The 20737-nt window shown below is 62.2% G+C and carries 12 protein-coding genes; 10 read left to right on the top strand and 2 right to left on the bottom strand.

Annotation, left to right across the window (positions count from 1 at the left end):
* Positions 1–84 precede the first annotated feature (84 nt).
* The 3 genes from GM79_RS09595 (at position 85) to GM79_RS25405 (ending at position 10403) form a co-directional block, all read left to right on the top strand.
* A complete protein-coding gene (locus tag GM79_RS09595; RefSeq protein WP_035562866.1) occupies positions 85–1197 on the top strand; it encodes an IS4 family transposase in 1113 nt (370 codons plus the stop codon).
* A gap of 267 nt (positions 1198–1464) precedes the next feature.
* The gene (locus GM79_RS09590) at positions 1465–2496 is read left to right on the top strand and encodes a hypothetical protein (protein ID WP_035562863.1); all 1032 of its coding nucleotides are present in this window, start codon (positions 1465–1467) and stop codon (positions 2494–2496) included.
* Positions 2497–2543: 47 nt separating this feature from the next.
* Positions 2544–10403, top strand: coding sequence for an FG-GAP-like repeat-containing protein (locus tag GM79_RS25405; protein WP_035562859.1), 7860 nt, complete (start codon positions 2544–2546; stop codon positions 10401–10403).
* Positions 10404–10599: 196 nt separating this feature from the next.
* On the opposite strand, the gene GM79_RS09580 is transcribed toward GM79_RS25405, so the two are convergent.
* Positions 10600–11046, bottom strand: coding sequence for a hypothetical protein (locus tag GM79_RS09580; protein WP_035562857.1), 447 nt, complete (start codon positions 11044–11046; stop codon positions 10600–10602).
* Positions 11047–11284: 238 nt separating this feature from the next.
* Entirely contained in the window at positions 11285–11713 is a 429-nt protein-coding gene (gene mscL / locus GM79_RS09575) for a large conductance mechanosensitive channel protein MscL (protein ID WP_035562852.1), read from the bottom strand.
* 240 nt (positions 11714–11953) lie between these two features.
* Here mscL and GM79_RS09570 point away from each other — a divergent pair, with 240 nt between their 5' ends.
* From GM79_RS09570 to GM79_RS09540, 7 genes are all read left to right on the top strand, one after another.
* Positions 11954–12745: an enoyl-CoA hydratase/isomerase family protein gene (locus GM79_RS09570; protein WP_035562849.1), complete on the top strand. Its 792-nt coding sequence runs from the start codon at positions 11954–11956 to the stop codon at positions 12743–12745.
* A 111-nt stretch (positions 12746–12856) separates the two neighbouring features.
* On the top strand, positions 12857–14377 hold the full coding sequence (locus tag GM79_RS09565) for a polysaccharide biosynthesis C-terminal domain-containing protein (protein ID WP_035562844.1): 1521 nt from the start codon (positions 12857–12859) through the stop codon (positions 14375–14377).
* Between the two features lie 35 nt (positions 14378–14412).
* The gene (gene dut, locus GM79_RS09560) at positions 14413–14850 is read left to right on the top strand and encodes a dUTP diphosphatase (protein WP_035562841.1); all 438 of its coding nucleotides are present in this window, start codon (positions 14413–14415) and stop codon (positions 14848–14850) included.
* Between the two features lie 100 nt (positions 14851–14950).
* Complete coding sequence (locus GM79_RS09555; protein ID WP_035562839.1) at positions 14951–15961, top strand: sugar phosphate nucleotidyltransferase; 1011 nt, start codon at positions 14951–14953, stop codon at positions 15959–15961.
* A 113-nt stretch (positions 15962–16074) separates the two neighbouring features.
* A complete protein-coding gene (locus tag GM79_RS09550) occupies positions 16075–17895 on the top strand; it encodes a tetratricopeptide repeat protein (RefSeq protein WP_081867661.1) in 1821 nt (606 codons plus the stop codon).
* On the top strand, positions 17888–18667 hold the full coding sequence (locus GM79_RS09545) for a DUF4292 domain-containing protein (protein WP_072008581.1): 780 nt from the start codon (positions 17888–17890) through the stop codon (positions 18665–18667). The genes GM79_RS09550 and GM79_RS09545 overlap by 8 nt, the downstream gene beginning before the upstream one ends.
* 66 nt (positions 18668–18733) lie before the next feature.
* Positions 18734–20203: a murein hydrolase activator EnvC family protein gene (locus tag GM79_RS09540; RefSeq protein WP_235184030.1), complete on the top strand. Its 1470-nt coding sequence runs from the start codon at positions 18734–18736 to the stop codon at positions 20201–20203.
* Positions 20204–20737 lie beyond the last annotated feature (534 nt).

The following is a 20737-nucleotide window of genomic DNA, read 5'->3' as shown; positions in this document are numbered from 1 at the left end:
CACTCTACCCTACTAAACTTTAGGGCATAAAAACGGGGCAGTCCGACCTTTGGGGTTCCTACACACCATTGTCCGTCCTGCCCCGTGAAGCCAAGCCTCATTGCCAAAATTACGACGCTTTTGCGTCGCGTCCAGCTAGTGCCCCATCTGTCCCGGCAAAAGTTTGTCAGCCAGTTTGTTATCGCCCTGCTCAAAAGCCGCAACGTCCAATTTTGCGAGGTAGCCCAGCACCTGAATGACGCGGTGAAAATCGCTTCGAATGAAACCCGCATTCAGGACTTTTTTCGGCAGGTGGACCTGAATTATCTGGTGCTGGCCCACCTGCTGCTGCGCTTGCTGCCCGCCACGGGCAAACTGCGCCTGTGCCTGGACCGCACCGAATGGGACTTCGGCCGCTGCCAGGTCAATATCCTGCTCGTGACCGTAGGCCGAGGCGACTTTCAACTGCCGCTCTATTGGGAACTGCTCGACAACCGCAGCGGGAACTCCAGTGCGGCCGACCGTATTGCCCTGCTCAAAATCTGCGTACAGGTGCTGGGCCGCGACCGCATCGGGCTGGTGGTGGGGGACCGGGAGTTTGTGGGCCATGTCTGGCTTAACTGGCTACGGAAGAATAAATTGCCTTTTGTAATGCGCCTGCCCAAGCACCACCAAATCACCTTTGCTAGTGGCCGACGGCAGGCCGTCACGGCCCTGGGCCTTGCCGTAGGGCAGCAGCGGCATTTTCTGCATTGCCAAGTGGCTGGGGTCTGGGGACAGGTCTGGGTCAAGCGGCTGGCCGACACGGAGTTTCTGTTTCTCTTCGCCGCGCCCGGCTTGCGCAACCTGGGCGGCCTCTACGCCAGCCGCTGGACGATTGAGCAGTGCTTTCAGAACCTGAAAGGACGCGGCTTTAACCTGGAAGCCACCCACTTATGCTGCCACCAGAAGCTGCGCAAGCTCGTGGCTCTGGTCAGCCTGGCCTACGCGCTATGTCTGGGCGTGGGCACGATGGCCCACGGCAAAATCAAGGCCATTCCACGCAAAAATCACGGCTGCCGGGCCACAAGCCTGAGCCGCTACGGACTGAATCTGTTGCGCCAGCTCACGCGGCCCCACGCCCAGCCACAAGAGCCGGTGGCCCGTAAAATCATGGCCCTGCTAGACTGGTTTATTCGGCAACTTACTTATTATCAAATCTCTAAAATAGTAGGGTAGAGTGAAAAAATCATTATCAGGAGATGGTTTATGCTTATAGCCAGGTATTTTTTCAATAAACATTGTTAGTTTATAACAATATCTGGACATTCTATGTAAATTATATATCTGAAAATCAGTGATATAAATCATAGTTACGTGAGCGGTTGGATTTGTTACGGGAGCGTTTGGGCCGGGGGAGCCCAAACGGCAGCTTTGTGGAAAGGGCCGCCAGGTAGGCGGGCCGTCAGTCCGGTATCCATCCATCCACTATTTGCTCGTTTCCCTATGAAAAAGGTTTCCACTTTCCTGCTGAGCCTGCTGCTGGTAGCGCTCACCTTCGCCGCCGCCCAGGCCCAAACCATCCGCCGCTGCAACAACGTGGGCGTGACCGGCGCGGGCGTCTTCGCCACCCTGCAAGCCGCCCACGACGCGGCGGCCAGCGGCGACATCATCTACCTCGAACCCAGCAGCCTGAGCTACGGCAGCCTTATCTGCGTGAAGCCGCTCACCATCATCGGCAACGGCTACCTGCACAGCGAGCAAAGCACGCTGCTCACCGTGGACCCGCGCCCGTCGATGACGGCCACGGTGCGATTTGAGGCCGGCTCGGCGGGCTCGCGCATCACGGGGGTCACGGTCGGCAGCCTGCTGATGGTGAATGCCGACAACATCGTGGTTGAGCGTAATCGCCTGCAAAGCAGCGGCTTGTTCATCGGGGGCAACATCATCACCGGAGCCGCCGCCGTCATCAACACGGGCATTATCCGGCAGAACCTTATGGATGGTCTGGGTTTCAGCGTGAGTGCAGCCAGTCCTGTTTCCGGGGTGCTGATTGACAACAACATTATTATCGGCAACATCAGTAACGGCAACTCGCCCAACGTCAACGGGGTGCTGATTTCCAACAACGTGCTGGGCAACCGCGCCGGCAACGGCGGCGGGGCCATTAGCATAGACAACTCGGTGCTGAAGAACAACATCATCACCAACGCGGCGGCGGCAGTGGCCCCAAACTCCAATGCCTTCTCCAACAACCTGAGCACGGGCACCCAGTTTGGCACCATCAATGGCAACCAGCAGAACGTGGCACTGGGCAGCATTTTTGGCAGCGCCACGGGCACCGAAACCCAGTTCCAGATTGCGGTGGGCGGCCCGGCCGACAACACCGGCGAGAGCGGCGTGGACTGCGGGGCCTTTGGCGCGGCGCGGCCCTACATCCTGACGGGGCTGCCTGCTGTGCCCACCATTTTCGAGTACGCGCAGAGCATTTCGGGGGCTACCCTGAACGCCACCATCAGCACCCGCTCGAATAAATAAGGCCAGAGCGGGCCCGCCGGGCGCGTTTGCATCCCCTCCCTATTATCATGGAAATCGCACTCATCGTGCGGCACCTCCGGCTGCGGCTGGGGCTGCTGCTGGCGTTGCTGGCCGGGGCCGTTGGGCCGGGGCTGGCGCAGGCGCCGCCCAATCTGAACCGCGTCGAGTTTTTTTTCGACACCGACCCCGGCCACGGGCTGGCTACCGCCGTGGCCCTGCCCGGCCCGGCCGCGCCCACGCGCCTGGGGCTCACGTTTCCGGTGCCGCTGGGCAGCCTCGCGCCGGGTTTTCACCGGCTGTTTATCCGCACCCGTGATGCCGACGGGGGCTGGAGCCAAACCTTTGGCCGCTTGTTGTTTATTGACGATGCTTCGACCCTGGCAACCCCCAACCTGGCCGAAGTCGAGCACTTCCTCGACACCGACCCCGGCTTCGGCAACGGCATTAGTACCGCGCTGAGCGGCACGAGCAAGCTGGGCCAGACGGTAGCCGTGAACATTGGTAGCCTCGCGCCCGGCTTCCACCGCCTGTTTATGCGAACGCGGGACGTGAACAACCGCTGGAGCCAGACCTTTGCCCGCCTGTTTTTTGTGGACGATAACGCTGCCTTTACGGCCCCGAACCTGGCCGAAGTCGAGCACTTCCTCGACACCGACCCCGGCTTCGGCAACGGCATTAGTACCGCCTTGAGCGGCACGAGCAAGCTGGGGCAGGCCGTGCCGGTGAATATCGGTAGCCTCGCGCCCGGTTTCCACCGCCTGTTCATGCGGACGCGGGACGTGAACAACCGCTGGAGCCAAACCTTTGCCCGCCTGTTTTTCGTGGACGACGTGAGTACGCTGGTGGCCCCTAACCTGGCCCGCGCCGAGTTTTATTTTGACACCGACCCCGGCTTTGGCAGCGGCACCGCCATCCCGACCGGCGCGGCGGCCACGTCCTACACCAACCTGCCCGTAGTGGCCGATGCCACGGCCCTGGCCGACGGCCCGCACCGCCTTTTTGTGCGGGTGCGCGATGCCAACGGCCGCTGGAGCCAGGTGCTGAACCGGCGCTTCGTGCGCAGCGGCTGCGCGGCCTCCGAAAACTTCGCCGAAGGCCGGCCCAGTGCCAGCTACGGCGGCAACCTGGGGGCAGCAGTGGCCGAGGCCGTGTTCAACGGCAGCGGCGAGGCCAACTTCTTCAACAGCAACACCGTGCAGGCCGACCTGGGCGCGGCAACCCGAACGGTGTCGGAAGCTCAGGCGAGCCTGCGCAACCCCAACGGCACGGCCGTGAGCGGCACCCTGACGCTGGAAATCTCGCTCAATGGCACCACGTTCACGCCGGCCGGCGCGGTGCCGGTGTCGCTGGCCGCCAGCCAGGCCGCGCCGCAGCTCGTGGTGCTGCCGCTGGCGGCGGCCGTGGCCGGAGTGCGGGCCGTGCGCCTGCTCCTCACCCTGCCCAGCAATCCCAGTCAGGCCATTCGGATGACCGACGCGGGCGCGTTTTTCTTCAACTGCGTGAGCCCGGTTATCACCAGCTTCGCGCCCACGAGCGGGCCGGCGGGCACGAGTGTCGTCATCACGGGCACCAATCTGGGCGGTGTGACGGCGGTGCGCTTCAACGGCACGGTGGCCACGGTATTCAGCGGGGTATCGGCTACTTCGGTTACGGCCACGGTGCCAGCCGGGGCCAGCACCGGCCCCATCAGCCTGACCACGCCCAACGGCACGGCCGTGAGCAGCAGCAACTTCGCGGTAACGGTGCCGGCTCCGACCATCACCAGCTTCACGCCCACGAGCGGGCCGGTAGGCACGAGCGTGATGATTACGGGCACCGATTTGGGCACGACTTCGGCCGTGCGCTTCAACGGCATAACTGCCCCCACGTTTACCGTCGTGAACGGCACGAGCGTGACGGCCACCGTGCCTGCGGGCGCGACGACGGGCGTTATCAGCGTGACGACGACCGGCGGCGCGGGCAGCTCGGCGGCCAGCTTCACGGTGGTTCCGCCGCCCACGGTGGCGTCGTTCTCGCCCGCGAGCGGGCCGGTGGGCACGAGCGTCGTGGTGACGGGCACGGATTTTACCGGAGCCACGGCGGTGCAGTTTAATGGCTTGTCGGCCAGCGGCTTCGTGGTGAATTCGGCCACTCAGATTACGGTGGCGGTGCCCGCCGGGGCCACCACCGGCCCGGTGCGCGTGACCACGGCCGCCGGCAGCGGACAGAGTGCCGCCAGCTTCACGGTAACCACCCCGGCCGCACCAGCCCCGACCATCGCCAGCTTCACGCCCGGCAATGGTCCGGTGGGTACGAGCGTGATTATTACGGGTACTAACTTCACGGGCGCTACGGCGCTGACCTTCAACGGCACGGCCGCCCCCGGCTTCGTGGTGAACTCGGCCACCCAGATTACCGTGAGCGTGCCCACGGGGGCCACAACGGGCGTAATCGGCGTGACCACGGCCGGCGGCAGCGCCAGCAGCGCCAGCAGCTTCACGGTAACGGTGCCGGCCCCCACCATCAGCAGCTTCACGCCCGGCAGCGGGCCGGTGGGCACGAGCGTAAACATCACGGGTACCAATTTTACCGGTGCCACGGCCGTGGCTTTCAACGGCACGGCGGCCCCCGGCTTCGTGGTGAACTCAGCTACCCAGATTGCCGTGAGCGTACCAACCGGAGCCAGCACCGGCTTCATTAGCCTGACTACGCCCGGCGGCAGCGCCAGCAGTGCGGGCAGCTTCACAGTGACGACGGCCACGCTGGCACTCATTGTGACGGCCCGTAACCCGACGCGCCACGCCAACACCGCCGCGCAAGCCGCTAATGTGGCGCTGACCTTCAACCAGGCACTCGACGCGGCAACGGCGGCCAACGTGCGGGTACACAGCACCCAGGCCGGGGGGCGTAAGGCCGGCGCGGCTTCGGCCAGCGGGGCCGTACTCACCTTCAACCCCACCACCAATTTCCGGCCCGGCGAAGTGGTGCGCGTGAGCGTGCCCGCTACCGTGCTGGGCGCGGGCGGCACGGCGGCCACACCCCACGTATACGAGTTTACGACCGCCGTGAGCGGTGGGACCGGGCTCTTCAGCAAGGTGGCCACGGTGGGCACCAGCGGGGGCGGAGGGCAGGTGGCCCAGGCCGATGTGGACGGCGACGGTGACCTCGACCTGCTGGCCGTGGAATCGACCGGGGGCACGGTGCAGGTGCGTCGCAACAACGGCAGCGGCCAGACCTACGCCGCCATGCAGTACCTGACAGTGGGTGCGGGCGCGCGCACCCTGACCGTGGCCGATTTCGACAACGACGGCGACCTGGACTTCGCCACCGCCAACACCACCGCCAACACCGTGAGCGTGGCCCTGAACAATGGCAGCGGCACGTTCAGCATCGGCACGACGCTGAACGTGGGCAGTACGCCCCGAAGCCTGACGACCGGGGATGTGGACGGTGATGGCGACCTCGACCTGATAATTGCCAACGACGTGAGCCCCGGCGTGGTGCAGGTCCGGCTCAACAACGGCAGCGGCACGGGCTTCACCAGCGCCCCGGACGTGGCCACGGCGGGCTTCCCCATCGGGCCGACCCTGGCCGACGTGGACCACGACGGCGACCTCGACCTGCTGGTGGGCAGCCGCCTCACGGCGGGAACCGTGAGCGTCCGGCTCAACAACGGCAGCGGCACCTTTAGCGGCACTGGCGCGGTGAGCGTGGGCAGCTCGCCCTTCGACCTGGCCCTGGCCGACCTCAACGGCGACGGGAACCTGGACCTGGCGGCGGTTAACCTGGGCAGTAATGACCTGAGTGTCCGGCTGGGCGACGGGACCGGCGCCTTCGGCGGCGGCAGCACCGTGAGCACCGGTTCGGGGCCTTCCGACGTGAAGGCGGGCGACATTGACGGCGACGGTGACCTGGACCTGCTTGTGACGAACAACGGGGCGGCCGGGCCTTCGTTCAGCGTGTGTCGCAACGACGGGGCCGGCAGCTTTGCCGTAGCCACCACGCCCTGCGGGGCCAGTCCGCAGGGGCTGAGCCTGGGCGATGCCGATGGCGACGGCGACCTCGACTTTGTGCTGCTTGAGGGGGGGCTGCTGGTCGTGTATCACAACCAGGCTGCTCCTACCATCACGGCCTTCGCCCCGGCCAGCGGCGGCGTGGGCACCAGCGTGACCCTGACGGGCACCAACTTTCTGGGCGCGACCACCGTGCGCTTCAACGGCACGGCCACGACCGGCCTGGCCGTGGCTTCGGCCACCGGCCTGAGCGTGGTGGTGCCGCCGGGCGCTACCAGCGGCCCCATCAGCGTGACGACCAACAGCGGCACCGGCACCTCGGCCGGCAGCTTCACCCTCACGGCTTCCATGACCCTGACCGCCCTGGCCCCGTCCCGCAACGCCCTGGCCAGCGCCCCGGCCACCAACCTGGGCCTCACCTTCGACCAGCCCGTGAACGCCGCCACCGCCGCCAACCTGCGGGTGCTGGCCCCCGAAGCCGGGGGCCGCCGCTCCGGTGCGGCCTCGGCCAGCGGGGCCGTGCTCACCTTCAACCCCACCACCGATTTCCGGCCCGGCGAAGTGGTGCGCGTGAGCGTGCCGGCCACCATCCGGGGTACTAATGGGGCCACGGCCCGGCCCCAGGTGTACCAGCTCACGATGGCCGCTACCGGCGGCAGCGGCACTTTTACTGGCACGGACGCGGTGCCGGTGGGGGCAGGCGCTATTGGCGTGGCCCTGGCCGACGTGAACGGCGACGGCAATCTCGACCTGCTGACGGCGAATAACAGCGCTAACTCGGTGAGTGTGCGCCTGGGCACCGGCGCAGGGGCTTTTGCGGGCAGCGGCGCGGAAGTGCCCGTAGGCCGCGGCCCGCGCACGATGGCCGTGGGCGACGTGGACGGCGACGGCGACCTGGATTTTGTGACCGCCAATGCGCTGGATGGAACCGTGAGCGTAGCCCGCAACGCGGGCGCGGGCACGTTCCCAATTGTGACGGAAGTAGGCAGCGGCTTGAGCATAATTCAGGTGGCCCTGGGCGACGTGGACGGCGACGGTGACCTCGACTTGCTGGCGACAAACCTCGGCGAGAATACCCTGAGCATCCGTTTCAATGATGGCGGCGGAGCCTTCAGCGGGCTGGCAACCGTGAGCATGGGTAGCGGCAGCGGGCCGTTTGGCCTGGCCCTGGCCGACATGGACAACGACGGCGACCTCGATGCCGTGGCCACGCGCAGCACCACCGGCGGCGTGGCCGTGCGCCTCAACAACGGCGCCGGCACCTTTGCCGACCCCAGCGGCCTGGGCGGCGGCGGCGGCGGCAGCAGCGGCACCCGCGAGCTGGCCCTGGGCGACCTCGACGGCGATGGCGACGTGGACGTGGTGGCCGTGAACGCCAGCGCCAACACGGTCAGCATCCTGCTCAACAATGGCGGCGGCGTACTTAGCGGCGGCACCGTGCCCTGCGGGGCTAACTCCCGTGGCGTGGCCCTGGCCGATGTGGACGGCGACGGCGACCTCGACCTGCTGGTGCTTAACCGCGACGATAACACGGTGAGCCGCCGCCTCAACGACGACACCGGCACCTTCGGAGCCGCGCAGGATTTGGCCATCGGCAACTCGGGCCAGGTACTGGCCACCGGCGACGTGGACAACGACGGCGACATCGACCTAGTGGCAACCAACTTCGTCGATGCCACCGTGAGCGTGCGCCTGAACCAGCCCGCCCCGTTGGGCATCGTTACGGGTGTGGTATCGCCGGCCAGCTACTGCCAGGGGCAGACCCTGGACGTGCCCTTCAGTGCCACTACGGCCGGCTTTGGGGCGGGCAACCAATTCCAAATCCAGCTCTCGGACGCGGCGGGCGTATTTGCGGCTAACGCGCCGCTGCTCGGCACCTTGCTGAGCAGCGATGCCAGTGGCGGCATCGTGCGGGCCAGCATTCCGGCCGCTACGCCGCCCGGCGCTGGCTACCGCGTGCGGGTGGTGGCCTCCATGCCCGCCACCACGGGCACGCCCAACGCGCAAAACATCGCCGTGACCGATGCCAGCCTGCTCACCTGGACCGGGGCAGCTGCCAACAGCAGCTGGTTCGACGCTGGCAACTGGAGCTGCGGTCAGTTGCCCACGTCCACCAGCAACGTGAGCATCCCCGCCGGCATGGGTACTTATCCGGTATTGCCAGCCACCGGCCCCGTGCCGGCGGCCCGCAACCTGACCATTAATAGCGGGGCCACGCTCACGCTGGGCAACGGCTTCAGCCTCACCGGCAACCTGCTCAACAACGGCACCTTAGCCGCTGGCAGTAGTGTGCTGACGCTGGCCGGCACCGCCGCCCAAACCCTGGGCGGCAGCGGCAACACGGTGCTCTTTGATTTGACGGTGAACAACCCGGCCGGCGCTACGCTGCGGAGTTCGCTGGCCGTGCGCCGGCTGCTGACCCTGCCGGCTGGTAACCTGGCCTCGGCGGCCTTCCTCACCCTGCGCTCCGATGCCGGCGGTACGGCAATGGTGGTGAACCCCAGCGGCGGTGGCCTCGTGACGGGCCGCGCCACGATGGAGCGCTTTATAAATAACGCGACGGGCACGGGCTACCGCCACTACAGCTCGCCAATGCAGCTGGGCACTACTACGGTGCAGGAATTTGCCGACGACCTGCCGGTCTTCAACCTGAACCCGGCCTACAACACGACGGGCACCAGCGCCACGCCGTTCCCCACGCTGTTCAAGTACGACGAAACGCGCCTCAGCTCCGGCTTGCTCGACAAGTTTGACCGCGGCTGGATGGTGCCGCTGGCCACCGACCTGTTGGTGCCCGGCCGGGGCTACACTGCCCAAACGGCCCCGACGACCACCGTAGACCTCACGGGCGCGCTGAGCAGCGCCGACGTGAATCTGACCCTGAGCCGGGGCGCCTTTGTCAGTTCGGGCTGGCACTTGTTGGGCAACCCTTTCCCCTCGCCTCTGGATTGGGACCTGGTGCCCGCCGCGGCGGGCGTGAACCGTGCCCTGTATGTGTTCGTGCCCAATGGGCCGTACTCCGGCACCTACCGCAGCTACCTGCCCAACGCCACGCCCGGCCAGCCCGGCATCGGCACCAATGGCGGTACTAAAGATGTGGCGGCCATGCAGGGCTTCTTCGTGCGGGCCACCGCCGATGCGTCGGCGCTGGTGCTGCCTACTGCGGCCCGGCCCAGCACCTACGTCAATCCCGTGTTTGCGCGGGGTAGTAGCGGCGGCCTTGCCCCGCTGGTGCGGCTGCTTTTGAGCAATTCCGCCGGCCAGGCCGATGAAGCCGTGATTCACTTCGATCCGGCCGCGACAGCGGACTTCACAGCCGCGCACGATGCCTACAAGGTGCAGCTCAACGGTGGGGGGCTGCCCACGCTCTGGAGCCAGGCCGGCCCGTTGGCCCTGAGCATCAACGGCCTGCCCAGCGTGCGGCAAACGCCCAGCATTCCGCTGGGCGTGCGCGTGGGCCAGACCGGGGCATATACTCTGAGCGCGCCCGAGCTGCTGAACCTGCCCGCCGGCACCGAAATCTGGCTCGAAGACCAGGCCCTGAGCCAGCGTCACAACCTTAGCCTCAACCCAAGCTACGCCTTCAGCATGAACGCCAGCTTCACGGGCCAGCGCTTCTTCCTCTGGTTCCAGCAGCGCGTGACGGCCACCCAAAGCGCCACGCTGCTAGCAAACGCCAGGGTGTACCCCAACCCGGCCGTGCACACGGCCACCGTGGAACTGGCCGGTGTGACGGGCCCCGTGGAAGTAGAGCTGACCTCAGTGCTTGGCCAAACGGTGCGGCGCTTCACGGCCCAGCCCCGGGCCGGCCTGCTCCGCGAAACCCTCGACCTGAGCAACGTGGCCACGGGCGTGTACCTGGTGCGGCTGCGCACGGCCACGGGCCAGGCCACGCTGCGCCTGCTGCGCGAGTAGCGTCCAAGAAAGCCTTGCCGCGCTGCGGCAGGGCTTTCCCAGGGCTTTCTGCGAATAGAAAAAGCCTGAACCCGGTAAGCTGAGTAACTGACCTTACGCACAACTACTTAAACGGGTGACAGCGTAAAAAAGCCCTTCCGACCATGAGGTCGGAAGGGCTTTTGGCTTTTACAGCGGGGTAGTCAACGCTGTCGCGCTAGAACAGCCAAAACCGCTTGCGTTTGTTCTTATGCACCAGTGGCTTGCCGGGAGGATTGGAAGCGCCTACCATTGAGCGGCTCGTGCCGCGCTTGAGCTCCGAAAATCCTTTCTTGGCTTTGTACTTGCGCAACATAAACCCGCGGCCGCTACGGTCGGAATCCAGCTGCCGGTCGGGCGAGCCATTGCGGCCGAAGCTGGTGTTGCCCGTGCGGGCTTGCAGCAGCTCCATTTGCTGGTCCTGCTTGATTTGGTCGGGCGTCATGGCGGCGCGGCGTTGGTTGCGGGCCAGCTCGTCGGCGTTGTTGCCGGTGGTGCGCCGGGCTGTCGCTTCGCTATTGCTTTGGCCGGGCGTGGGGAATGCGGGGCCCGACTGGGCGGCGGCATTACCCACGGCAATCAGGCTTAGACCGCTCAGGAGCGTAGCAGCGAGCAAAAATTTCATATTCGACGACGAGTGAAGAGGAGGAAGTATGGCTGCCCAACGGATGAGCGGCAAGGGTAGTTCAATGCAACGGGTTGACAATAACCGTCAGCAGTGAAGAGAAAGCAAATTTCGCAACTTATTTTGATTCGGCAATTTATCTACCCCCAATAAAATGAATACTTGAGCTAAAAGTAACAAAACCGCTGCCCACAACTCGGTGGACAGCGGTTTTTTCATGCTGAACGGCAAAGGCGCTTTAGCTGCGGTTGGTGCGCAGCGAATCCCGGATTTCCATTAGCAGCTGCTGGTCGGTGGTGGGTGGGGCGGGCACGGCTACCACTTCCACGGGGGCTTTGGTCATGCGGTTGGCTAGCTTCACCACCCAAAAAATGACGAAAGCAATGATAAGGAAGTAAATAATGGCGTTGATGAAGTTGCCATAGGCAATGGCGGCCGAGCCGGCTTTCTTGGCTTCTTCCAACGTAGTGTAGGACTTGCCGTCGAGGGTGATGAACATGTTCTGGAAGTCGATGCCGCCCGTGAACAGGCTCAGAACGGGCATGAGGATGTCGTCGGTGAGCGAAGTGACGATTTTGCCAAACGCCGCGCCAATGATGACGCCGACCGCCAGGTCCAGGACGTTGCCTTTGGAGATGAACTCTTTGAATTCGGAAACAAAACCCATAAGTGCAGGGGTAAAGGGGTAAGTAATGAAAAATGAGCAAGCTGCGAAATCTAGGGAAATAAATACATATCCCATTTGCTTCGGCCGCCAACCGAATAAAAAACTGGCCCAGTGATTTGAATTGCACGATATGAAATACCACTGGCGCGCGCCCTGAGCTAAGCGGCGGGTGCTGCCTGCCTCCCAAAGGCTGAGTGCTATCTTTGGCCGCACCAATTCATTCAGGCCCTTTTCTCCGTCATGTCTGCTTCCTACGAAAACCTGCTTTATGAGCTGGACGCCGCCAGCGGCATCCTCACCCTCACCGTTAACCGGCCCAGCAAGCTGAACGCCCTGAACGCCGCTACCATCGAAGAGATTGGCGCGGCCATACAGCAGGCCCTCGACGAGCCCGAGGTGCGCGGTGTGATTCTGACGGGCAGCGGCGAAAAAGCCTTCGTGGCTGGCGCCGACATTGCCGAGCTGGCCGCCCTCACGCCCGCCCAGGCCCAGCGCGCGGCCGAGCGCGGGCAGGAAGCCTTCTGCCGGATTGAGGAAAGCACCAAGCCCGTGGTGGCGGCCGTGAATGGCTTCGCGCTGGGCGGCGGCTGCGAGCTGGCCATGGCCTGCCACATGCGCGTGGCCTCGGACAACGCCCGTTTTGGCCAGCCCGAAGTGAACCTGGGCGTGCTGCCCGGCTACGGTGGCACCCAGCGTCTGCCGCAGCTCATCGGCAAGGGCAAGGCCATCGAGCTGCTGCTCACGGCCGATATGGTGAAGGCCGACGAGGCCCTGCGCCTGGGCTTAGTGAACCACGTGGTGCCGCAGGCTGAGCTGCTCGCGTTTTGCCGGCAGCTGCTGGGCAAAATTCTGGGTAAGGCGCCCCTGGCCGTGGGCATGGTGCTCGAATGCGTGAATGCGCACTACGCCAAGGACACCAACGGCTATGAGGCCGAAGCGAAAGCCTTCGGGCGGGCGTTTGAAAGCGACGATTTCAAGGAAGGCACGACGGCGTTTGTGGAGAAGCGGGCGGCCGTATTCACGGGGAAATGAAGAGAATTAAAAATGAATAATTAAAAATTAAAAATCAGCGGAAAGTCTGTAGCACTTCCGTCAAGCGGGTCAATTTTTAATTTTTAATTCTAAATTTTTAATTTCTTTTGGATGAGTGTAGTCAAAAAACTGGCGTCACAAACCGCCATCTACGGCGTGAGCAGCATTGTGGGACGGGTGTTCTCGTACCTGCTCACGCCGCTGTACACGCGCGTGTTCGCGGCGGCGCAGTTCGGCATCGTGACGGGGATATTCGCCTACGTGTCGTTCCTAAACGTGGTGTTCACCTACGGCATGGAAACCACGTATTTCCGCTTTGCCAACCGGCCGGGAACGGACCGCCGCGAGCTGTACGACCGGGTGCTGAGCCTGCTGCTGGTGAGTACCGCCGGGCTCACGGCGGTGCTGCTGCTGCTGGCCAAGCCGTTGCTGGCGCTGCTGAGCATTCCGCCCGGCAACGAGCAGTACGGCGTGTGGATGGCGCTGATTATTGGCTTCGACGCGCTGTCGGCCATTCCTTTTGCCCGGTTGCGGCTGGAAAACAAGGCCCGCAAGTTTGCCGCCATCAAGCTGGCCAACATTCTGGCCACGGTGGCGCTCAACGTGTTTTTCCTGCTGCTGTGTCCCGCCGTAGCCAGTGGCAAGCTGCTGTCCGGCCTGCAGCCGCTGGTGGCCACGTTCTACAACCCCGCGCTGGGAGTGGGTTACGTGTTTATCTCGACGCTGGTGGCGAGTGGCTTCACGCTGCTGCTGCTGTGGCGCGAGCTGCTGGATTTCCGTTTCCGCCTGAATCTGGAGCCGCTGCGGCCCTTGCTGAAGTACGCCTACCCGCTCATGTTCATGGGCCTGGCGGGCATGGTGAACGAAACGCTGGACCGGATTCTGCTGCCCATCTGGCTGCCCGAGGGCTTTTACCCCGGCCAGAGCAGCCTGACGGCGGCGGGTATTTACGGCGCCTGCTACAAGCTCAGTATTTTCATGACGCTGGTCATTCAGGCGTTCCGATACGCGGCCGAGCCGTTCTTCTTTTCTCAGAGCGAGGACAAAAACTCGCCGGCCACGTTTGCCCTGATTCTGAAGTGGTTTACGCTGTGCTGCGCCGTGATTTTTGTGGGTATTAGCCTGAATGTGGAAGATTTTGGGCAGCTGTTTCTGCAGCGGCCGGAGTACCGGCAAGGGCTGGTGGTGGTGCCCATTCTGCTGTTGGCCAACCTGTTTCTGGGCGTGTACTACAATCTGTCGGTCTGGTTCAAGCTCACCGATAAAACCTACTACGGCACCTACATCGGGGTGGGCGGCGCGGTGCTCACCATCGCCCTCAACTTCCTGCTGATTCCGGTGCTGGGCTACCTGGGCTGCGCCATTGCCACGCTGGCCGTCTACTTTATGATGGCGGTGCTGTGCTGGCGGCTGGGCGAGCGGCACTTTCCGGTGCCCTACCCGGCGCTGCGGCTGGGGCTGTGGCTGTTGGGCGCGGCCGGGCTCGTGGCCCTGGGTTGGTGGGTGCAGCCCGCCGGCTGGTGGCCGCGCCATGTGTGGCACGCCGGGCTCACGGCAGCTTTTTTGCTGGCACTGTACGTAGTAGAGCGGCCCCGGGCGGCGGCCATTAGGCCCTCCGCAGGCAGGGGCTAGGGGTTGGGGTGTCGAAACCCTATATTTGCCCGACCATGCAAATCCCCGTTATCAACCACTCGCGCCACCCGCTGCCCGAATACCAAACGCCCCACGCCGCCGGCCTCGATCTACGCGCCAACCTGGTCGATGGCCCGGTAACGCTGGGCCCCCTGGAGCGGCGCCTGATTCCTACGGGCCTGAGCCTGGAAATTCCGGTGGGCTACGAAGCGCAGGTGCGGCCCCGCAGCGGCCTGGCGGTGAAGCACGGTATCGGTATTGTGAATAGTCCGGGCACGATTGACGCCGACTACCGAGGCGAAATCCGAGTGCTGCTGGTGAATTTATCCAACGAGCCCTTTGTGGTGAACGACGGCGAACGCATTGCCCAGCTGATAGTTGCCAAGCACGAAACCATTTCCTGGCAGCCCGCCGAGGCGCTCAGCGTAACCCAACGCGGCGCGGGCGGGTATGGAAGTACAGGAAAAAAGTAATGGTTGGTGGTTAGCGGTAAGTGGTTAGTGGGTAATTCCGCTTCCATCATCCACCGTTAACCATTAACCTCTAATCGTTAACCACTAACACCAAACCACTGTGAAAATCATCGTTCCAATGGCCGGCATGGGCAAGCGCATGCGCCCCCACACCCTCACCGTTCCCAAACCTCTGATTCCGATTGCGGGCAAGCCCATTGTGCAGCGCCTCGTGGAAGACATTGCTAAGGTCTGCGGCGACCAGGTGGAAGAAGTGGCCTTCATCATCGGCCGGTTTGGCGATGCGGTGGAGAAAAGCCTGGTGAAAATTGCCGAATCGGTGGGCGCCAAGGGCACTATCGTGTACCAGGACGAGCCGCTGGGCACGGCCCACGCCATTCTGTGCGCCAAAGAGTCGTTGAGCGGCCCGGTGGTGGTGGCGTTCGCTGACACGCTGTTTAAGGCGGATTTCACGCTGGATTCATCGGTGCCCGGCACCATTTGGGTGCAGCAGGTGGAAGACCCCAAACCGTTTGGCGTAGTGACGCTGAACGAGCAGGGCCAGATTACCGAGTTCGTGGAAAAACCCCAGGAATTCGTGTCTGACCTGGCCATCATTGGCATCTATTATTTCCAGGACGGCGAATACCTGCGCAGTGAGCTGCAATACCTGCTCGACAACGACATCAAGGACAAAGGTGAGTATCAGCTCACCAATGCTCTCGAAAACATGAAGAACAAAGGCACCGTGTTTGTGCCCGGCCGCGTAACCGAGTGGCTGGACTGCGGCAACAAGGACGCTACCGTTTTCACCAACCAGCGCTACCTGGAGTACCTCAAGGAGCGGGGCGAGTCGTTGGTTTCGACCTCGGCCAAAATCACCAACTCGGTCATCATCGAGCCGGTGTACATCGGCGAAAACGCCATTATCACCGATTCGGTGGTGGGGCCGCACGTGTCGCTGGGCGACCACGCCAATGTGCGCGACTCGCGCTTGTCCAATTCCATCGTGCAACAGTCGGCCTCGGTGCTCAATGCCGTTATCACCAACTCCATGATTGGCAACTTTGCCACCGTAACCGGCACGCCCGACGACCTGAGCCTCGGCGATTATAACCAGTTGCGGGTGTGACATTTTTGGTCGTAAATGCGTTACAGCGACGCGGCCTTCTGCGGAGGGTCGCGTCGTTGGGCATTATTACCCGTAATTTTGCGAGCCGGGCCCCGTGTCCGGTTTTATTTTATATGCGTCAACTTGTTCTTAGTCTGTGGTTTTGGTTAGGGCTCGCGGCCATTGGCTACGCGCAGCCCACCAAGGAGGCGGCCGGTTCGCCGGCCCGGCTGACGCGCAAAGAAGAGCGCGCCCTGGAAAAAGAGCAGCGCGAGCTCGACAAGAAGCTGGCCGAAGCCCGCATTCGCCGCGCCGCCGCGCCACCACTGTCGGAGCGCGAGCGCGAGCACACCGAAGCCTTGTTTGTGGATGGCGTGAAGTACGTGCTGCTGGAAGACTACACCAAAGCCCTGGAACAGCTGCTGCGCGCCTACGCCCTGAGCCCGGACAACGCGGCCATCAACTACAAGATAGCGGAGGCCAACCTGCTGAGCGGCAACCTGCGCGATGCCTCGAACTATGCCAATGCGGCTGTGCGGCTCGATGCTCAGAATGCGTATTACTACTTGCTGCTGGCCGATATTCAAATGCGGCAAAAGCAGTACGATGGCGCTACCAAAACCTACGCCACGCTCATCAAGCAAGTGCCGAATTCGGGCAGCTACCTGTTTAACCTGGCCGACCTGTACCTGGCTCAGAACAAGCTGCCCGAGGCCCTGAACACGCTGGACCTGGCCGAAAAGGAGTTTGGTCAGGTAGACGAGATTTCCTTCAAGAAGCAACAGATTTACCTCAAGCAGAACAAGCTGGAGCTTGCCCTGGCCGAGGGCGAGAAGCTCATCCGGGCCAACCCCAACGAAACCCGCTACGTGCTGGCGCAGGCCGAAATGTACTCCAGCAACAACCGCCTGCCCGATGCGGTGCGGGTGGCCGAGCAAGCCCTCCGCGCCGACCCCGAGAACCCCCAGGCCCACATGATTCTGGCCGAAGTATACCGTCAGAAGGGGCAGCCCGAACAGGCAGCCGAGCAGCTAAAGCTGGCTTTCGCCAGCCCGGCTCTGGACATCGACGAGCGGATTCGCATTCTGGTGGGCTACAGCAAGCAGCTGCCCAGTCCCAAAGAATCGGTGAACCAGCTGGGTCGGGATTTGGCCGCGGCCACCATCAAAAACTACCCCAAGGAAGCGAAGGCCTATGCGATGGCCGGCGATATTCACATTCATACCGACCGCAAAAAAGAAGCGCGCGACTTGTATCTCAAAGCGTTGCGCTATGATAATTCCAAATTCCAAATTTGGCAGCAGGTGGTGTTTATCGATTCGGAGCTGAATCAAACCGATTCGCTGCTGGCGCATACCGACCGGGCACTGGAGCTTTTCCCCAACCAATCGTCGCTCTGGTTCTACAATGGCGTGGCCAACTTGCTGAAAAAGCGTCCCCAAAGAGGAATAAAAGCGTTGGAGTACGGCCGTAAGCTGGTGATGAGCAACCCGGAGCTGCTGGGCCAGTTCGATGCGCAGCTGGGCGACGCCTACCACGAAACGAAGGATTACGCCAAATCGGACGCGGCCTACGAAGCCGCGCTGCAGAGCGACCCCAACAACATTCAGGTACTGAACAATTACAGCTACTTCCTATCGTTGCGGGGCGAAAAGCTTGAAAAAGCCAAGCAGATGTCGGGCAAAGTAGTGCGGCAGTTTCCCGACAACGACACCTACCTCGACACTTACGCCTGGGTCCTATATAAGCTGAAGGACTACGCCGGCGCCAAAACCGCGCTGGAAAGAGCCTTGAAAACCACCAAAGACGCTTCCGTGATTGAGCACTATGGCGACGTGCTCTACCAGCTTGGGCAGCCGGAAGAAGCCGTGGCGCAATGGCAACGGGCCCGCAAAGCCGGTCTGGCCTCAAGCCTGCTGGAGCGCAAACTGAAAGACCGCAAACTCTATGAATAAAGTAACGTTACTGTTGGCCTTGGGGCTACTGGTTGGAAGCTGCGCCCGCAAGGCCATTCCCACCGGCTCAACTACCGGCCCCGGCACTTCCACCCCGATAGCGGAGCCGGCAGTCCGGGCGGTCAACACATCGTTCTTGTTTCTGAGCGCGAAAGGCAAGGCCCAGGTAACTATGAAAGGCAGCCAGCAAGGGGCCAACTTGGCGGTGCGCGTACGCCGCGACAGTATTATTTGGGTGTCGGCCTCGCTGGTGGGCATCGAAGGCGTGCGGGCCGTCCTCACCCCCGACTCGGTGTTAGTGCTGAATCGCCTGGAAAAAACCTACTTCTCGGGTGGCTACGACTATTTGAGCAAGCTGCTAAACGTGCCCATCACGTTTGAACAGATGCAGGCCCTGCTCCTCGGCGACTACCTGCCGGCGCCCACGGGCATCACCCCCAAAGTAACCGAAGAGGATAACGGCCGCCAGCGCGTCACGTATCCGTTGGCCGATGTCATAATCGAACGCCTGCTGCAAGGCGGCACCGGTCGCGTGCAGCAGCTAAAAGTGAGCGACACCGGTATGCAGCGGAATTTAACGGTTGACTACACCGATTTTCGCCCCCTGGATGAACAGCCCACGCTGATGTTTGCACACGCCACGTTCATTCAGGCCCAGCAGCCGTCTGCGGGCGTAGTCACGGCTGCCATTAACTTCACCAAAGTGAATGCCGGCCGCGAACGGCTAGCCTTTCCGTTCACCGTGCCCAAAGGCTACAAGCGGCAGAACTAGGTAGCAGCTTTAGAACGGCAGACTTTGAATAAACAGGAAAACACGACTGAATCAGTAATAAAGAACTTGGGCCGCCCTTGTTTCTGGCATGGGCGTGGGGCTTGGTGGCTGTCGTGCCTGCTAATTCTGTGGCTGGCTCTTCCGGTTACGGCGCAGCAGCGCCAAAAAAAGCAGCCCGCTAAAACCAGTACCTCCAAAGCCCGGCGGCCCGCTACCCGCCCGCCTGCCCGTCGCGCTCCCAAAAGCAAAGCCCAACTGGAGCGCGAGCGCCTTGCCAACCTGCGTCAGATTCAGAAAACCAGCAAGCAGCTGAACCAAACCCAGGAGAAGAAGAAAGTAAGCTTGGGCCAGCTCAACCTTATTAAAGGAAAGCTGACCGAGAAGAAACAAGTCATTCAGGGGATTTCGACCCAGTTGCGGGGCATTGAAAGCAATGTGCAGCAAACGGCCCAGCGCGTGCTGCAAACCCAAAAAACGTTGCGGGAGCTAAAGGCCGAATACGCCCGCCTGCTCTATACCGCTTCTAAAACTGCAAACGGGTTCAATCGGCTCATGTTTCTGTTCGCGTCCGATTCATTCAATCAACTGTCTCTGCGGCTGCGCTACATCCGGCAGTATACCGAAGAGCGCCAGCGCCAGGCCGCGCGCATCATGGGCACCCAGCAGCAATTGCACCAGCAGCTCACGGGCCTCACCAAGCAGCAGCAGCGCAAAAGCAGCTTGCTCAATACCCAGTTGAGCGAAAACAAGAGCCTGCTGACCTTAAAAACCAAAGAAGACCAAATCGTGCAGCAGCTCAGCCAGCAGGAGCAGGGCTTGCGCCAGGAGCTAGAGCAACGCCGTCGCGCCGTGGTGCAGCTAGATAACCTGATTGCCCAGCGGGTTCGGGAAGAAATTGCCCGTGCCGCCCGTGTTGCCCGCCTGGCCGCCCGTCGCCAGGCCGAGCTGGCGGCCCGGCGCAGCGCTGCCGCACGAAGCACGGGCCGCACTCGTGCCGACTCGGACAATGAGAATGCAACCGCGACCGCAGCGCCCGAATCGGATGCGCCCGAAACAGCCGCCGAATCAGCCGCCGACCGCCGCGCCGTACGTATTGCCCTCACCCCGGAGTCAGCGCTGCTATCTTCCTCCTTCTCCGGGAACCGAGGCCGGTTGCCCTGGCCCGTCAGTCGCGGGTTCATCAGCCAGCGTTTTGGCCGCCATCCTCACCCCGTCCTGAAAAACGTAACCGTAGAAAACCGCGGCATCGACATCCAAACCAGCGCCGGCGAATCCGTCCGCTCCTGCTTCGATGGCAAAGTGCTAACCATTGCCAACATCGCGGGTATGAATACCATTGTTATGATTCAGCACGGAGACTTCTTCACGGTCTATGCCAAACTGAAATCTGTTAACGTGCATGAGGGCCAGCGTGTAAGCGCCAAAGAAGTCATCGGTGTAGTCGCCACCGATAGCGAAGGCACTTCAGAAGTGCAGTTCCAGGTATGGCACAACTCGTCCAACCTAAATCCTCAGAGCTGGCTTGGCGGCCGTTAACTCGAATAAAATCGGAATGCTTCATTCAGTTGCCTAATAACATTTTAGCGTGAGTAATCAGCTAGCCAGCGAAGAAGCAACAAGGTTTATTTGCGCAACCCATTGGTTCCTAAAAAAAGCCCCTTACCTTTGCACCCCGCCAGAATCAATCGGATTCACGGCTTCGAAAGCTCACTTGACAACCGCAACGAAAGTTGAAAATCAAGTTGGCAAATCGAAAAATCCTCGTACCTTTGCACCCCGAATCGCACTAACCGAGTGCCACTCGCCGCAAGTTAAGCGCACTGAAAAAATAAATTTTCTCTTTCGCTTGTCTGGTAAAAACTTCTGCTTACCTTTGCACTCCCAATCGCAAGAAAGGGATTTGAAAGTAAGAAACACCGGCTGCTAACAGCCACACTATCACGCCAACTGGGCTGATACACGTTCTTTGAATGTTTGGAAAAGACAAATAGTAAGGGCTTCTCACAGTGATGTGAGGAGCAGCAATTACAAGCGTAACACGAATACACAGAACTCGTTAATACGAGTCGG

Origin of the sequence: Hymenobacter sp. IS2118 (genome assembly GCF_000715495.1) — a bacterium.
Classification (GTDB): Bacteria; Bacteroidota; Bacteroidia; order Cytophagales; family Hymenobacteraceae; genus Hymenobacter.
This window is presented reverse-complemented; position numbering and strand designations above follow the sequence as displayed.

Bases quoted from the DNA above. Each gene is read 5' to 3' on its own strand.
- dut (WP_035562841.1), top strand. From the start codon at position 14,413: ATGCAAATCCCCGTTATCAACCACTCGCGCCACCCGCTGCCCGAATAC.
- GM79_RS09565 (WP_035562844.1), top strand. From the start codon at position 12,857: ATGAGTGTAGTCAAAAAACTGGCGTCACAAACCGCCATCTACGGCGTG.
- mscL (WP_035562852.1), bottom strand. From the start codon at position 11,713: ATGGGTTTTGTTTCCGAATTCAAAGAGTTCATCTCCAAAGGCAACGTC.
- GM79_RS09545 (WP_072008581.1), top strand. From the start codon at position 17,888: ATGAATAAAGTAACGTTACTGTTGGCCTTGGGGCTACTGGTTGGAAGC.
- GM79_RS09570 (WP_035562849.1), top strand. From the start codon at position 11,954: ATGTCTGCTTCCTACGAAAACCTGCTTTATGAGCTGGACGCCGCCAGC.
- GM79_RS25405 (WP_035562859.1), top strand. From the start codon at position 2,544: ATGGAAATCGCACTCATCGTGCGGCACCTCCGGCTGCGGCTGGGGCTG.
- GM79_RS09550 (WP_081867661.1), top strand. From the start codon at position 16,075: ATGCGTCAACTTGTTCTTAGTCTGTGGTTTTGGTTAGGGCTCGCGGCC.
- GM79_RS09590 (WP_035562863.1), top strand. From the start codon at position 1,465: ATGAAAAAGGTTTCCACTTTCCTGCTGAGCCTGCTGCTGGTAGCGCTC.
- GM79_RS09580 (WP_035562857.1), bottom strand. From the start codon at position 11,046: ATGAAATTTTTGCTCGCTGCTACGCTCCTGAGCGGTCTAAGCCTGATT.